Annotated in this window: 5 protein-coding genes; all 5 read right to left on the bottom strand. The window is 66.6% G+C overall.

What is annotated here, in order from left to right:
* Positions 1 to 167: 167 nt before the first annotated feature.
* Positions 168 to 581: a tyrosine-type recombinase/integrase gene (locus tag ACFFIA_RS15520; RefSeq protein ID WP_377251565.1), complete on the bottom strand. Its 414-nt coding sequence runs from the start codon at positions 579 to 581 to the stop codon at positions 168 to 170.
* On the bottom strand, positions 578 to 1,009 hold the full coding sequence (locus tag ACFFIA_RS15515; protein WP_377251445.1) for a phage integrase N-terminal SAM-like domain-containing protein: 432 nt from the start codon (positions 1,007 to 1,009) through the stop codon (positions 578 to 580). The genes ACFFIA_RS15520 and ACFFIA_RS15515 overlap by 4 nt, the downstream gene beginning before the upstream one ends.
* Positions 1,010 to 2,162: 1,153 nt before the next feature.
* A complete protein-coding gene (locus ACFFIA_RS15510; protein WP_377251563.1) occupies positions 2,163 to 2,723 on the bottom strand; it encodes a suppressor of fused domain protein in 561 nt (186 codons plus the stop codon).
* 21 nt (positions 2,724 to 2,744) lie between these two features.
* Positions 2,745 to 9,554 (bottom strand): polymorphic toxin-type HINT domain-containing protein, encoded by a 6,810-nt coding sequence (locus ACFFIA_RS15505; protein ID WP_377251443.1) that lies wholly within the window; start codon positions 9,552 to 9,554, stop codon positions 2,745 to 2,747.
* Positions 9,555 to 9,663: 109 nt separating this feature from the next.
* Positions 9,664 to 15,192, bottom strand: a complete 5,529-nt coding sequence (locus ACFFIA_RS15500; protein WP_377251441.1) for an NIDO-like domain-containing protein — start codon at positions 15,190 to 15,192, stop codon at positions 9,664 to 9,666.
* Positions 15,193 to 16,401 lie beyond the last annotated feature (1,209 nt).

The raw sequence follows: 16,401 nt of genomic DNA, 5'->3' as shown, positions 1-16,401 counted from the left end.
CCCCCTCGGGGTCGACCTGACGCTCGAACCGGTCAAGGAACGCCTTGGTCCCGGAGGACGTCCGCGCGGTGCGGTCAGCGGTCCTGGCCCAGGACGCGTGCGCGGCGATCCTGGCGCGGCGGCTCCGCTGCGCGGCGGTCAGCCCACTCCCCCGGTCCCGATCGCGATCAGACACGTTCGCCTACTTTCAGCCGGGCATGGACCTGCTGGGCACGTTCGGCTGCGGCGCTAGCGCCGTAGCGGCGAGGCATGTCGTCGGAGGTCCAGCCGAGCAGGAGCATCAGGTCGCCGGTGTCGCCGCCGGCAAGTTTCCATTCGTGCGCGAATGTGTGACGCCAGCGGTGAGCGTGCAGATGTGGCACACCGGCCGCAGCGCCGCGGCGACGGAGCATGAGCTTGATTCCGTTGACGGCCAGTGGGTTGCCGCCGCGCACGGCGAGCCATAGGTGCTCCGAGATGGCGTACCGGTGCTGCGCGCGGGCGCGCAGGTAGCGGCTGAGCGCTCGGCCGGTCTTCGGTCCGAACCTGACCTGCCGGTCCTTGGCGCCCTTGCCGTGGTAGTGCACCACGTCCCGATTCAGGTCGACGTCGGCAACGGCCAGGTTGGCGACCTCCGACAGCCGAGCCCCGGCGGCGTCTTCGGCTGCCGGACCCGCTCCATGGGCGACCGGTCGATCACCTCCTCGTCCTGGACCAGCCAGCGGAGGAACTGCTGCAATGCCTTGTACTTGTTCATCGCCGTAGACGGTGAGCGGGTCTGCACCATCCACGCCTGGAAGCTCTCCAGCTGCGCCCGCCGCACGGCCACCGGATCCATGGCGGCGGCCTCGGCGTCGAGACCCGAGCGGTGATCGTCGAGATAGCGAGCGAGTTGCGCGACCGCCAGCAGGTAGTTGTATCGGGTCGTCCCGGGATAGTTGCCCGCTCTCAGCGTCCGATCCCAGTCCCGCAGGAAGCCGGCCCACGTCGAGACGAGGCCATTGGTCAGCCGCTCGAGGTTCCCGGTCACGACAACTCCCCGCCGCCCGCGCACCCGACGGCGGCCCACGCCGACCAGTAACGCACTGACGACCTACCACCAGAATTGACCAGCCGGACACATATCAGCCATCGAACGAAACTAGGGTCACGTGTCCGATCCGCGATCGGCCCGGGAGGGACAGGGTGAGGGGACCCGGCGACGGGTGCCCAGCGATCCAGCCGTCCACGAGGACGCCCTTGCCGCAACACCGGTGCATACGAGCTGAACTCCGCGAGGTCCGCGTGGGAGGCCCACCCCACGTCGGGTAAGGAATGAGCTTGTCGTCGTCAGCACCGGCGGCCGCTACCTGCGGCAGAAGCAGGGCGATGCGATCCGATCCACGTTGCAGTGGTTTGCAGGAACCGGCCCCGGGATGGCTGGCCTCGGGCGGCCCCTACCACAGCCGCTGTCCGACCGTCCTGACGCGCGCCGCGTCCCGCGCGGGCCTTGAGGTGGGCAGCAACTGGGTCTGCATCGCCAGGCGGCCCGCCTGAGAGAAGCGGCGGTCACGGCGGGCTGGTCCGGCGGGGGCAGACAGCCTGACCGTCATTCGATCGGCGACCCAAGCGCACAGCGCAACGATGCACGTGGATGAAAAACTTGGTTGCCGCCACCGGTTTTTGGGGGGTTTTCGGGGGCGGTTTAAAACTTCATAGACAAGAATCAAGGCCCTGACCAACGTTTCCGCTGGTCAGGGCCTATTTCCTGTCGGGACGGCCGGATTTGAACCGACGACCCCTTGACCCCCAGGCTCACAACGACTCTGCCGCACCATGTCGGCTCGTTTCCTCAGGTACAGGTACCTGCGAAGACTATCACCAACGCATGGGTCTGCGTGGCCGGCATTGACACCTTGTCCAGCCCCAGTTGATCTCCACTGTGAGCGAATCTGTTAGCGCGTCCAGTCAAGTGCTCCTTGCGGCTGGATTTCGACTCTCAGGCGCACAGAGGCCACATTGGAACCGACCACACCGACGCCAGGAGCTTCGCCTGCGATCGCACCGACCACGTCCCCTCAAACTGGCCACCCGAATGCCCATCGTTGCCCGGCAAGGCAGACAGCAGTACATCGACCGAGGCGAGAGTCGTGACCAGCAATATGCCGCACACCACGAGAGCCGCCGTACCCGCCGCTTCCAGGTCACACCAAAGAACTCGGCCTACTAAGATCAAAAACGTCCACATCCGCTCGTTCTAAATGATCCTCGAACACACTCCATCCACTCTTATCTACCATCGACACTTCGTCGTCCGAGATAGGTATAAGCTGAACGAAGACCGTCGCCGGATCAGTGCCGCTATACGTTCGAAACTCTTTCCTATGAAACACCGGAACTGAGCAGTACAACGCCGTTAAATGAGAATCTGGCAAAAGCGGCCCGGCTGGCCCAAGCACTGTGCCTCGATCTGGACCGACCCTCGAGGAGATCAGGTCACCAGCCACGGTCACCAACACTCCGGGTATAGGCATTGAGGAATCGCGTTCGCGGCAGGACAGAAGAAGCTCCATGCGCACGCTGCGACCGTTCGACAGTTTCAACACGACCTTACTAAGCCCCAACGTGGTGAAGGTTACAAGATCCGCGAAGGGGGTACCGAGAAACCGGACCACGTTGGCGGCAACAGGTCGACCGTCGAGCGTTTCGGACCAACCGCCCCCAATTGGCCCGAGCGTCTGTTCCATATGTTCAATGAGGTTCATGGTCACGTGCACTCCGCTTTATCATCGGGCGCCACGACTCCGGTTACACGTCGGGCATTCCAACCGCACACCTCGCTGATAGTCAGCGATCACCTCAGCGCGGGTGAGCTCGGGGTTCTCTCGCATCTCTGGCGTCCTTGTGCTCCACGGTGGCTGGTGATCAATATCCCAGTCTCGGCGGCCTCCACCTGGCGGCACCTTGACCTCAGCTCCGCACGTCGGACAGAGCCGGCCCCCATTAGGCCCTGGCTCGGCATCGTTCCACGCACGCTCAACGGTTTCCTTCCGGAACTTTGGACGCGGGTCGACTGGTCCGCAAGTTCCATTGGCGTTGTGTACCAGCACCGGCGAGTCGCCGGCTACCACATAGTACGTGTGGATGTTGGCAACGGTGAGGTTGTGGACTGTCGCGATGGCGCTGTAGGCGTGGATATCGATGACTCGAACGCGGGCGCCGTCCGGGGTGAGGAGTTCATCGCCGGGCCGGAGCGTTCCGGCGTCCTGCCAGGTGGCTTGGCTGTCGACCCAGAAGGGGTGGCCGTCGGTCGCGACGATGGTCTTGGTCTCGCCGTCTCGGCCGGTGGCGACGGTAATGTCGACCAGTTGCTTGGCGCCGCTGCCGACGATCGTCGCCATGACCTCCTTGGTGGCGGTCTGGCCCGTTTCCGGGTCGGTGGCTACGACGTAGTCGCCGACGACGAGCTGCTCGATCGGTTTGTGGCCGCCGCCGGCCATGAGCACAAGCGTGCCTGGCATGAAGCTGTTGCAGCCGCCCAGATGCCTCGCCGCTCCACCGGTGCCCTTGGCCGCCGCGTTCTTGGCGGCGTTCGCGGCGATATTCTTGCCCGCGCCTGCCACGCCGGTGGCTATGGTCTTGGCCGTCGCCGCTCCGGCACCGCCTGGTACGAACAGGCTGCCGACGTTGGCGGTGAAGACGAACGCGTTCTCGACGGCGCCGGCCCAGTCGCCCTTGCTCACTGCGGATGCTGTCGCCTTCCCGGTCTCCACTGTCTCCTTGACGAACGCCAGCGGGCTCGTCGCGATCGCCATGTCGATCTGGGCCTTGTATTCCATGACCTCGTGGAAGGCGTCACCCCAGGATTTGTCGCCGTTGGCGGCTGCGGTCACGTTGCTGTATGCGAGTTCGGCTCCGGTCTTGACGACGTTGATGATGCCCGCCAGGGGCTCCACGTTGACCCGCTCGTAGCCGCGTTTGTAGCCCTCCCAGACCTGGCCGAGCAGAGACTTCTTCTTCTTTTTCTTCGGCGGCGGTGTGGGCGCGGCGGGAGCCTGCGGGGGCGGTGATCCAGGCATGATGCCGCTGCCGCCGCCCTCGAGCAACAGGCCGCTGGGGTCGGAGTTGGTGATGGGGCTGTTGTTGGCGTAGGCGTAGGCGTTCCACTGTTGCGGGTCGGACAGGTCCATGACTGGGTCGACGGTCACGAACCGGCCTATGGCAGCGTCGTATTCGCGGGCGCCGAGGTGGACCAGGCCGGTCGGGTCGTTGTCCCCGCCGACGAAGCCCTTCTGGTTTGGCCAAGTGGTCGGTGCGGCCCCGCGCAGGGTTCCGTACGGGGTCTGCCTTCGACGTTCGACTGCGTTGGTTGTGGCGTTGATGGAGATGCTGTTGGTGCCCTGGTGGTCGGGAACCAGCCAGCTCAGCGCCGCCACGGTGCGGCTGCCGACGGTCACGCCACTGTGGCTGTAGAAGCGGGTGACGCTCTTCGTACCGGTGGCCGTGTTGTAACGGATCTCCTGGCCGGGCAGGTAGAGGGTGCGCCCGCCGGAGTCGCGGCGGACGAGGCGGTTGCCGTCCGCGTCGTAGACGTAGCTCGTCGTGCCCGTGGGGTCGCTGGTGGTGGCGAGCCGGCCTTCGGGGTCCCAGGTGAGGGTCTGCGCGCCGCCGGTAACGGGGCGGCCGGTGGTGTTGCCGGCGTTGTCGTACGCGTAGGAGACGGTCGTCGCGCCCGTGGTGGTGGAGGAGACGGCGTGCGGGCGGGCCGCGCCAGCAGCCGGGTACGCATAGGTGGTGGTGACGTTGCCGCTGGCCTTGTGGTCGACCTGCTCGGTGCGGTTGCCGATGGTGTTGATGTCCCAGCTGAGCCAGTACGGTGCTGGGCCGCCGAGGCCGCCGGTGGTGGGTGCGGTCGCGCAGTTCCCCGAGGACGGTGTCCACGCCTGGCGCAGGCGCTGTAGGTGGTCGTAGGTGAAGCATTGCGTGTCGGTGGTTGGGCCGACCGCGTCGTGGATTCTGGTGATGTTGCCGGCGTGGTCGTAGGTGTAGGCCAGGTCTTGCAGGTTGAACGGTGCGGCGGTGTCGCGGGTGGCGATGCTGCGGGTCAGACGGCCGGTCTCGACCTCGCGGTCATAGGTGAGGTGGGTGTTGTGGCCGGAGGTGGTGCACTGGTCGGTGCACAGGTTGTACTGGTCGATCTGGCCCAGGGCGTTGTAGTGGGTGGCGTTGACGTAGCTGAGGCTGGTCGTGCCGTAGGTGGACCGGAGCCGGGTCGGCAGGCCCAGGTCGTTGTAGTCGTGGTGCAGGGTCTCGGTGGCCAGGTCGGTGCCCGTGGCCTGGTACATCGTGGTGGTCGCGACGGCACCGTTGGGGTGGTAGCTGTATTCATACTCGTAGGTGCCGGCCAGACCGGTCTCCGTGCTGGGTACGACGACCTGCATTCTCTCGGGCTTGTAGTCGTCGGTGTAGTCGGGGAAGCGGATCTCGTAGTTGGCGTTGGTGCCGGTGTTGCGGACGGCTGCGTGGAGTTGGCCCTTGTCGGTGATGTCGTAGATCCAGAAGGCACGGGGGGTGCCGAGCGGGAAGTTCTGGAATACGCCGGTCTTGCGGTTGAGGGCGTCGTACCGGTAGGCGAGCCTGATGTTGCGGGCGTCGATCGTCAGGGTGAGCCGGCCGCCGTTGTCGTAGCTGGACGTCGTGGTGCCCTTGTCCGGGTCGGTTTCCGTGGTCTTGAAACCGCGCAGGTTGTAGCCGTAGGTCCACTCGTTGCCGACCGGGTCGACGACCTCGGTGAGTTGGTCCTTGCGGTTGTAGGTGAAGGTGGTGACGTCGCCGCTGTTCCACGGGGTCAGACGTGGGTATTGCCAGAGCTGCGTCTGGCGGCCGCGGGCGTCGACGACGGTGGAGGTGGCGGTGCCGCCGGCGGGTGGGGTGACGTCGGTGCGGTCGCCGGCGTAGTAGGTGGTGGTCCGCCACCGTTCAGTGTTGAACGGCTCGAAGACGCTCGCCACGATGCGGCCGGCGCCGTCGTAGACGGTGCGGTTCTGGGTCGGGATCTGCCCGGGTTCGACCGGCACGTGCAGCTGTGGGTTGGCGGTGGGGAACGCGCCGCTGTTGTAGTAGGCGCTGTACGTTTCCGTTTCGCGGCCGAGGCTGTCGTAGAAGGTGTTGGTCAGCAGCCGCCCGCCGTTGTCGTCTGGTGAGGCCAGTTGGGTCTGCACCGGGCGGACGAGGCCGTCGTGTAGGACGTGGCTGGTGATGTACCGGCCGGTGCTGCCGGGCCCGTTGCCGTTCGGGCTGAGGGTCCTGGTGGTGAGCACCGACGGGGCGGTCTTCTTGATGTCGTAGCTGAAGAGGCTGTTCGCCGGGTCTGTTCCCTTCGTGCGGCCGGGCTTCCAGACCGCGCTGAGCCGACCCAGCGGGTCGTACGACATGTCGGTGCGTTTGTTGTTGGGGTCGACGACCGCGAGTGTGGTTCCCCAGGCGGTAGCGAGTGTGGTCGTGGTGGCGTGTCCGAGCGCGTTGGTCACTGTGGTCGAGGTGACCGGGCTGCCGACCGCCGGGGTGTAGGAGGTGTCGGTCGCGTTGCTGTTGGCGTCGATGGTTCTGGTGACGCGGCCGTGGTCGTCGTAGGTGGCCTGAGCGGTGGTGACGTATCCGGGTGTGCCCGAGCTCCATGTGCTCAGCTCCTCGGTCTTGGTCGGGTCACCCTTGGTCGGGGCCGTGCCGTAGCTGGCTGGGTTGTCGTACCAGGTCCTGGTGTCCGAGATGACGTCTGCCTCGGTGAGGCTGGCCGGGGTTGCCGTCGCCGCGCAGTTGACGGCGAAGACTTGGGCGCGGTGCACCAGGGTGACGAGGTGGGCACTGGTGTTGCGTGGCTCGTATGTGCTCTTCGTGCACTGCTCGTCGCCGCTGACACCTTCCTCGCCGAAGTCCTCCACCTGGGTGGGCTGGCCGTATCCGTCGAAGGTGGTCGACACTCTCGTCACTCGCTCGCCTCGGCCGGCGTCGAGCGCGACGCGCGACCGGATGGTGGTGACGTCGGTGAAGCGGGCATGGACCGTGTACTCGTCCGGCGTGCCCGGGAACTCGGTGCGGCTAGCGGTGGGCGCGGAGGCGAACGGGTCCTTGAGGGTGCTGGAGACTTCCGGTCCGCCGGGTCCGTTGTAGACGATCTGTTCACGGGTCATGCCGGCGAGCCAGTCGTCGTCTCGCCAGGTGCCGCCTCGGGAGTCGGTGATGTTCACGCTGCGGGCGGGCTGCCCGGTGGGCTGTTTGTCGCCGTGCATGCCGCGGAAGTAGCGGGTTTCGGTGTAGGAGAGCACGTCGTCACTGTCCGGGTCGCCCGTTGTCACACCGACCCGGCCGTAGCCGCGCCACTCCGACCAGGTCTTGTAGTCGCGTTTGGTGATGCCGTCGTCGTCGGTGTAGTGCCAGGCCGGGCTGTCCAAGTAGTTGTATCGGTAGAGCACCTGCCGGCCGCCGGCGACCATGTCGTGTTCGCGGACCTCGTCCACCCGGTACTTGTGGAACCAGTCCGTGATGGGGTCCTCCTGGCCGTCTGGGACCCACCGCACGGGGTAGCAGCGCCGATTGTTGTTGTGTGGTGCCGGCTTGGCGCCGCCAGCGGTGCAGTCCCGGTCGCTGTACGTGACCGCGATGGCGCCGCCGGTGTCTGTGTCGATGCGGACCAGGCGGTGCCAGGCCATCGCGTCGATGCCGTCGATGCCGTCCACCCGGTTGTCCATCGACAGGCTGGTGAACGTGATGTCCGGGAGGCTCGCGGTGCCGCCGACCAGGCCCTGGTACGAAAGCTTGTCCAGCCACAGGCCGGCCTGAGTGGTGTCGCCTGGGTCGGGGAACGTGTGGGTGAGCGTCCACCGGTCGACGTTGTCGTAGCCGCCGCCGGCGTTACGCACCTGTGTAGTCACCGAGGCCAGCCGTTTGGTGGTCCAGAAGGTCGGAGACGTGGTGTCACAGGAACTGGCGGTGGTGGCGCACTCCTGATCCCAGGGCGTGTCCGGCCAGTTGTCCTCGTGGGTGCCGCAGTTGGTCAGGCACCGGTCGGCAGGTCCGAAGATCACCTTGGCTCCGGCGGTGCCGGCGAAGACCGTGTCCACGTTGCCGTTGCGGCGAGTGCCGTACGAGATGTGCGCCAGCTGCCCACCCCGGATGTAGGACACTGTGTCGGACGGCGTGCCGTTGCGGCCGTACTTGTTGCTCTCCGTCGTGTACCAGTACGAGGCGGAGTTGCCGTGAAGGTCCACGACGTAGTCGAGGTTCCACCGCCACGCCTGCACACAGTGGGAGGTGGCGAACGTGCTGGCGTGGCACGGCTCGTTGGCGTGGTTGCCGTACACCGGCACGGTCCAGGTGGAGTTGGTGACCGGGTCGTTCGTGCCACGACCGGGCAGCACCTGCCGGCCAAACCAGTACTGCGTGCCGTTGGTCGTGGTGACAACCCACCATTCGCCGTCGTTGTCACCGTTGCCCGCGCTGGTCTCCCGGGTCACCCGTGAGCCGTCGTCGTCGCGCAGGCGCCAGGTGTTGCCGGTGCTCTTGACCAACTCGTTGCTGGTGCCGTTGAGATTGAGTACCGCGTTGTCGGTGGCCCAGCAGAGGTCACCAGTGTCCTGACTGTTGTTTCCGCCAGTCTTGTCGTCGGCACAGGAACGATAGCTGCGCTCGATGTAACCGCCGGGCAACAGGTCGAAACCGCCGCCGGCCCAGCCTGGCTGGTTGTTGGACGCGGCGTGCCGGCCGTCGACCGCCTGCGAGTTGTAGCTCAACTGCACGACTGGCGCGAGGTTACCCGGAACCGGTGGCACCCGCATCGGGTACGACCAGGTGAACGCGCCGGAGTTACCGCCTGCGGTCCACGACGACGTGGGTTGCAGTGAAGTGGCGGTGAAGTCTCCCGACGGGCCGGACGGGTCAGCCATCAAGGCCACCAGCGAGCCCGCGGCGCTGGCCGTTGGGACGGCGCCGTCGACGAGGTTGGCACCAGCCCGATTGCGCGAGGAGGCCACCGGCTTCGCTGCGCAGGCCGCGCTGTCCGGGGTGGACAGTGCGCACTCCGGAAGGAGGTACATGCGCAGGCGGGATGCCCAGCTCGCGCCGAATGCGGTGCGGAAGGAGCGGTAGTCGACGGTGACGGCGACCTCGCCGCCGGCCCTTTCCCCCGCGGAGGGTCCGACTCGCAGCAGCAGCCCTCGGACGCCGGCACGATCGGTGGTGGCGCGGTCGTAGACGCGAACCTCGACTCGTGCCGGGGCGGTCTTGCCGGCGCCGGGGTGGTCTACCAGGACGGGCAGGGTGCCGGCTCGGGTCGGGCCGGCGGCGGTGGCTCGCCGGTCGGCCGCGCTGGGCAGCGTCGCCTGCGCCGTACCAGCGGCGGGCCACACCGGGTCCGGCGCGTCCAGCGCGCTCTTGACCGGCGCGGCCGGCGGTGCCGGCTGCGGCTTGACCGCCTTGACCGGTACGTCGGGCACGTCCTTGGCGGCCGGCGGTGCAGGGGGTTTCGCGGCTGTGGCGGGCGCCTGCGCGAGGCCGAGGAGCACGACGGTGGTGACGCCGGCCGCCACGACGGCGCGCAAGCGGGGACGGTACCGCAGGGGGCGGCGGATAGGGTACGTCGAGGACGGGCGCGGTCTCACCGGAACCTCCGAGTGCGGGGGCCTTGAGGGCGGGACGAGAAGGAGGTGGCTAGCTGGTGACTGGGTGCAGCAGCAGGCCGCGCCCGTTGACGATCACGGGATGCCGGTAGGTGTATTGCACGGCGAGGGTGCCGTCGGCGTTCTCCACACCGACGGTGGCCTCGCCGCCCTGCTCGTAGAAGTTGACGTCGACGCCATCCCAGACGATCTCGATATCGCCCTGTTCATGCAGGATGACCTCGAACGAGACCCGCGTGTTGGCGGTGTCCTGAAAAGACAGCACATTGCGCCATTCCACGATGAACTGCCGGTTCGGGGCGGTGCCGGTGGTGGCGGTGCGGATGCTGGCCGAGGCGTCCACTACCCAGTCGTGCCAGAACGGGTACACCGCCGTGTTCGGATGGTTGCTGTCCCATTCGGACGGCAGCGGCCATGGATCCCAGGGCTGGTTGGTGATCTCCTCGAAGGACAGCACGCCGTCGGTCGCCACCCATGCGGTGTTGTACGACTGCCCGTACAGCTTGGCCGGGAACGGCAGCGTCACCTGTGTGATGCCGTCGTCGCCGCTGTTCGGCAGCACCGTCGCGTTGGCGGGCACGAAGGTCCGCGGTCCTTCCGTCACCGTGTACCGGGTGCCGGACGAGGCTGGCAGGTCGAAGTCCACAACGGACGCCTGGTTGGCGGATACTGTCACCGGTTCGGCGGCGGTGCCGTAGCAGCCGCTGCCCGCGCCAGGTGTGGCCAGGATCGTGTAGGGGCCGCCGGGCACGTCGGCGAACGTATAGGTGCCGTCGGACGCGGTGGTGGCGGTGCGGCCGGCGACCTTCACGCTCACTCCGCTCGCCGGTGCGCCGGCGCAGCTCACCGTGCCGGAGATGTCGCCGATCGGTGCCGGCCCCGGTGTGAACCGCACTCCGTGACCGCTGGCCAGCACCGTCTGCTTGTAGGAGTGCACCAGGGCGATGGTGCCGTCGGCGTTCTCGATCGCTACCGCGCCGAGTGAGCCGCGTTCGCGGTCGCTGGCCGGGTCGATGTCGTTCCAGGCGACCTGGATGTCGCCGCCCTCGTGGAAGACCACTTCGAAGGTGACCCGGGCGGACGGTTCCGCCCAGCTGTGGACGTTGCGCCATTCGACGACGAACTGGCGGTTCGGTGCCGATCCGGTGGTGGCCGTGCGCACGCTGGCGGAGGCGTCCACGACCCAGTCCTCCCAGAACGCGTACACGGCGGCGTTCGGCTGGCCTTGCTGCTCCACCGACGGCAGCTCCGCAGGCTGCCACGGCGTACCGGTGTACGGGGCGAACGCGACCAGGCCGTCGATGTCGACCCACGCGGTGGTGTACGACTGCCCGTACAGCGAAACCGGGAACGGCACCGTGACCTGTGTCTTGCCGTCGTCTCCGGTCAGCGGCAGCACAGCGTCGTTGGCCGGGGTGAACGTGATTGATCCGGAGTGGCAGGTGTTGCCGTGTGCGTCGGCCAGCGGGGTCAGTGGCAGGTCCACGTCGGACGGTTCGTACAGATCGACGTCCAGGTGCAAGACCTTGCCGCAGTGTTCGCCCTTGAGAGCCGAAACGGTGTATGAACCTGCCTCCAGGTCGGCGAACGCGTAGTTGCCGGATGCGTCGGCGGTCACCGTCTGGCCAGTCTGCTCGACCGTGACAACAGCGCCCGGCTGGGCGGTGCCGGTGGCAGCGTCGGTGACCGTGCCGGTCAGGTCGACCAGCTGGATCGGGTTCGACAGCATCGGTGGAAGGAACGCCACGGCTTTGTCGTCGGCCAAAACCGGATCCAGGAAAGAGTATTGCAGGCCGACCATGCCCCCGGGGCTCTCGATACCGGTAACGGCTTCACCGCCACGCTCGGGGTCACTGGTCGTGCTGAGACCGGTGTAGCTGAAGAAGATGGCGCCGCTCTCGTCGAGGGTCAACTGGGCGGTGATCCGCTCGGCGGTGTTGCCCGCACGATGCGCGTTGCGCCACTCCACGATGTACTGCCGGAATGGCGACACGACGGTATCAGTGTGGATGCCGGCCGCCCCGTCGACAACCAGGTCGTCCCAGAACGGCGCAATGACGGCGTTTGGCGCGGCGGCGTTGGGGATGGTGGTCGAGTTGTTCGGCCGGGACGAGCCGGGGTTTTCGAAGGTCAGCATCCCGTTCGTGTCCACCCAGGCACTGGTGAACGACTGACCGTAGAAGGGGAACGCGAACGGCAGCGTCACCTGGGTGACGTTGTTGTCCCCGTTGAGGGGCAACGCCGTGCCTGTGACCGGGGTGAAGGGCTGGTCGAACACCTGACAGCCGTACCCGAAGCTGTCCGTAGCTGGCTCCATGTACAGGTAGACCTCGGACGCGGTCGTGACGGTGACCTCGGTGCTGGCAGCGATGCCACAGCCACCGCCGAAGCTGGCAGCCACGACGTAGTCACCTGGGATCAGCCCGGTGAACGAGTAAATGCCGTTGGCGCCTGTGATGACGGTCGCCCCGCCAGGCTCAAGCCGGACTTCGGCGTCGGGCTGGGGCAGCAACGTAATGGCGTCGAAGATCCGCCCGCTGATGGCTGCCGAGCCGAGAACCTCGATCGTGGCGTTCTCGTGCGGTCCCACGGGTCCGCCGGCCCCTGCTTGCGAGGCGGCGAAAACCGTCATGGTTCCGGCCGCGGTAGCAGGAACGGTCACCGTGGCGATGCCGCCCGCGCTGGCCAAGGCGACGGTCTGGCTCAACGTGGCACTGTTTACGCTGTACTTGATGTGGGTGACGTTGTTGTCGCCGCGCGCGTCGAAGCGGACCTGCACCTGGTCGCCGACTGTGGCGGTGCTGCCGCCGGGGAAGGTGACCAGCGGCGCCAACGGCTTGGCCAGCTCGGCCAACTCCCCCGCTGTCGCCACGAAGCTGTAGACCTGCACGTCGTCGACCGCTCCGTTCAAGAACTGCCCGAACGTGCCGGCGCCGGTCCTGGTCCGGCCGATACTCAGCAGGCTGCCGTTGCTGTGTGGGGCCCAGGCCGCCGTGGTCGAATGCGTCGCCTCCAGGACCCCGTTCACATACAGGCGCATCTGCAACGCGGGTGCGTCCCACACCATGGCCAGGTGCGTCCACTTCCCGGAAACCGCGGCCGACGTACTGGTCAGCGTCGAGCCCGGGGCACCGGCGGTGTCGGTGGGCACCACCCGGTAGACCCACCTGTTGTCACCGCCGTTGTACGCCAGCCGCAACGCGTGGTTGTTCGCACCGTCGTAACTGACCACGTTGCCGACCCCGCCACCTGTGGCCGACAGCCGCGCCCACGCCGTGGCGGTGAAGCTGCCGTTCGGCGCCACCGGCACGGGCACCCCGGTCGTCGGATGTGGCTGGGTAACCGTGCCTGCGGTCGCCGCGTAGCCGGTGGTGCCGTTCAACGACAGCGCGGTACCCACACCAGCGCGGCCAGGCGTTCGCCCCGCGCTGCCGCCCAAGGCGGCGGTGTTGCCGTGCCCGGTGACATCGCCGGCGCTGCCGCTGGCCTCGTCGAACGTCCACTCAGCCGCCGGCCCCGACCCCGATGCCACCTTGAACTCGTACGTCACCGGCGCATTCGAGAGGTTTTCGGCCAAGTCCTCCGACCACACCCGCACGACGTTCACGCCGTCCTTGCGTGGACGCACGGTGATGTCGGCATTCTTGGTCGTCGCGTTGGCGCTCACGCGAGCGCTCTTGTCCGGCACGACCGCACTGTTGAGCGTCCACCGGTAGTACGCCACATCCGCGGGCAGCGACGCCGGCGCGTGCACCCGCAGCGTGCCGGTGAAGCCCACACCCCCGCTGCCGGGCTGGTTCGGGTTGGCCGGGTTGTACTCCGGATAGACGCCGTCCGTCGACGTGATGTCGGAGGCGCCGTTCGGCCGCACGAAGTCCGCCGTGAACTCGCACGTACCCGACCACGTACCGTCGTTGACATTGTCGAACGTGTACGCCTGAAACACATAGGTGGTCCCAGACGCCAGCGCCGGCGTCGCGGCCGAGGTTACCGGCGCCGGGTTCGCCGAGGTCCCCTGCGCATACGCCGTACCCCGCGCCTGCCCCTGCGGCCAGTAGTAGAAGCGGGTCGTCAACGCCTGCTGGCCCGCGTCCGGGTCGCTCGCCGTCGCCGTGAACGTCGGCGTCGCAGTCGTCACATACGGCCGCCCCGCCCCGCTCGCACACGCCTTCCCCGTCACCTTGAGGTCGCGGGCCGCGTTCGGCTTCGAGTTGTACTCAATCGACAGGGCCGCATCGTTCTTGAACCGCTTCCAGCCGTACCGGTCCGACTCGTTCTTCGCCCGCAGGCCCAGGTTCAGCCCTCCCGTGCCCTTCGCGGTCAACTGGGCCAGCTTGCCGGTCACGTTGAACTCGACCTTCCGCGGATTACACGAATGCCCATACCGTTGGACAGCGTCCGAGGTGCCCAGCACCTCACCCCACCCCGACCCCGACGTATTCCAGCTCGTGTTCCACACCGTCGACGTTGAAAACCCCTGCTTCAGCCAACGCAACTCCGTCCGGCGGGCACCGGTGTAGCCGCAGGCCGCACCCGACCACTGCTGCGACAGCGAAAACGTCGCCTTGTAGATGTGCTTGTACGCGAACGGCTTGATGTCGAACGAGAACAGCGACCGGTCCCGCACCGTCGGGCTCTCCCAGTCGCTGTACCCGGCCCTCATCACCCCATAGTTCCCATCCGAGCTCGTGATTGACGAGGCCTTGTAATACGAGTTGTTCGGCCAGGTCTGCCGCAACACCGTCCACGCGGTTTTCGACGCCGTCTTCTTCGTCCACGTCGGATCCACGAACACCGGAAACACCGTCGCCGGATCGTCCAGCATCGCCGCATCCGGCACCAACGTCAGCTTCCCAGCCGACACCTCCGCAGCCACCGCACCCTCGCGCGGTTCCACAGGAGGCGGCGGCGGACCGTCCGCGGGCTGCTTCCCCTCCGACGGCCGCGACGGCGAAGCCTCTGCCGGCGGCGTCGTTCGGGAGTCCCACATGGACGGTGTCGGCCCTTCGAACACCACCGCCCCGCTACCATCGACCGCCGAAACCACACCAGTGCCCGGCTCGGTACGAAGCGACACCCCGGACAACTCCGTGTCCAACGCGATCCGCGACACCGCCGGATTGTCGGCGGCCTTCGCCGACCGGATCACCAACAGATGCGTGAACGAGTCCGCATCCGCCCGCACCTGCAAATCAACGCCGGGCAACACATCCCGATACGTGGCCGTATCACCAGACAGCATCGGCTCCGGCAACGCACGCGGCCACCGCAAACCCACCTGCCGACTGCCATCCCGCATCACCGCGAACGGGCCAGAACCGCCACCGGAAAACCGCACGTCCAACGTAGACGCTGCTGGCGACACCGTGCCATCACCGTTACGGCGCAACGTCGTATCGACAGCCGCCCAAGACCCGTCAGAACGCCGCACCCGCTGCGGACGCAGGCTCGTCTCCGTCACGAACGACCCGTCCGGCCGCGCGAACGTCAAGCTGTGCTCATCCCGCAGCGTCTCCACCTCGACCCGCTGCCTCGACGCCGCCGCCCGCGCCACCGCCACCGACTCATCCACAGCAGCCGGCCGGCCCGAATCCGGCGCCCGCGGCGCCGCCCAAGACCGTGCCGGCACGCTCAGCAGGGACGCCACCAACACAACGGCAGCCGCCACGCTGACCCAAGACCGCGAAACCCGAACCGAACCCAGCCACGCAGACCGGCCAGCCACCACGGCGCCTCCCCATACACACCGAGCAAACTGATCGTCACACTGCGCCACATCGGGGATTGCTGTCAATGCCTCCAACAGGAGTTTCCTTCAAAGTTCGACAATCCCCGAGACACATCAACATCAGATAGGAACGTTCGAACAACAGCCACCAGAGCCACAAATCCACACCCGCGAGATCAGAACAGGACCAGATAGGTCGTGGCCAACCAAACTGCCCAAGCAGCCCGCCAATCCTCTCCCTTCTTCGACGCGAGGCGGAGGCAATCGAGCATCAACTTGGGGAGCCACCCACCCAATGCACTCGAGGCCCTCCATAAGGAGCAGCGGGCGCTAACGCCGTAAGTGATTGGATCGCGCGCGGGGATGAACCAAGGCGACAGTGACGATTCCTCCTCCTGCCACCGCTGGCCTCGGTTGATATGGCGAATACGGTAATCCACCACAGGAAACGATCAAACGACCAGTTAAGAGTAAGATGTCTGTTTGTTCGGTCGCGATCACCGACAACCTCGCCAAACACACCTCACTGCGGAGGTACGCCGAACCCGCATGACATAAGCGACGGCACTGTCACTGGTGCCGTCATGTAGACAAACTCTGATCGCACAACCAAACACTGACAAAAGTGGATTGTGTCGTGCCGCACCCGGTCCGCATACGGATCGGCTGCGAATACCGCTCGCAGCCGCTCACGGAACTTGGAGCAGTCCAGGCCAGGTTCAAGATCCTCTGCACTCCCCTGCGCCCTGAGCAACAGCGCCGCTGTCGTCATCACGACTTGCGGATCCTTGTCTGCAGCACACATACCAAGACCATGAGATCGCCGCCTGGCACACCTGACGCAAGCATTCGAACGACGAGCAGCACACAAGCGCTTCCCGTCAACTGAGGATGAGCAACCTCTTTAATCGCGCGGCCCGACTAGGAACCGCCAACCGAATGTCATGAACTCGACAAAGGCCTTGGAGGGCTTGTCGAGTTACGCCATTCTCAGCGTCCGACAGTAGGCAGTAACGCTGTGTGATCTTGATTTGCGTTAAG

The sequence above is a fragment of the Phytohabitans kaempferiae genome (genome assembly GCF_042433955.1).
Taxonomy (GTDB): domain Bacteria; phylum Actinomycetota; class Actinomycetes; order Mycobacteriales; family Micromonosporaceae; genus Phytohabitans; species Phytohabitans kaempferiae.
The sequence above is the reverse complement of the archived record's forward strand: the minus strand, read 5'-3'. Positions and strand labels throughout refer to the sequence as shown.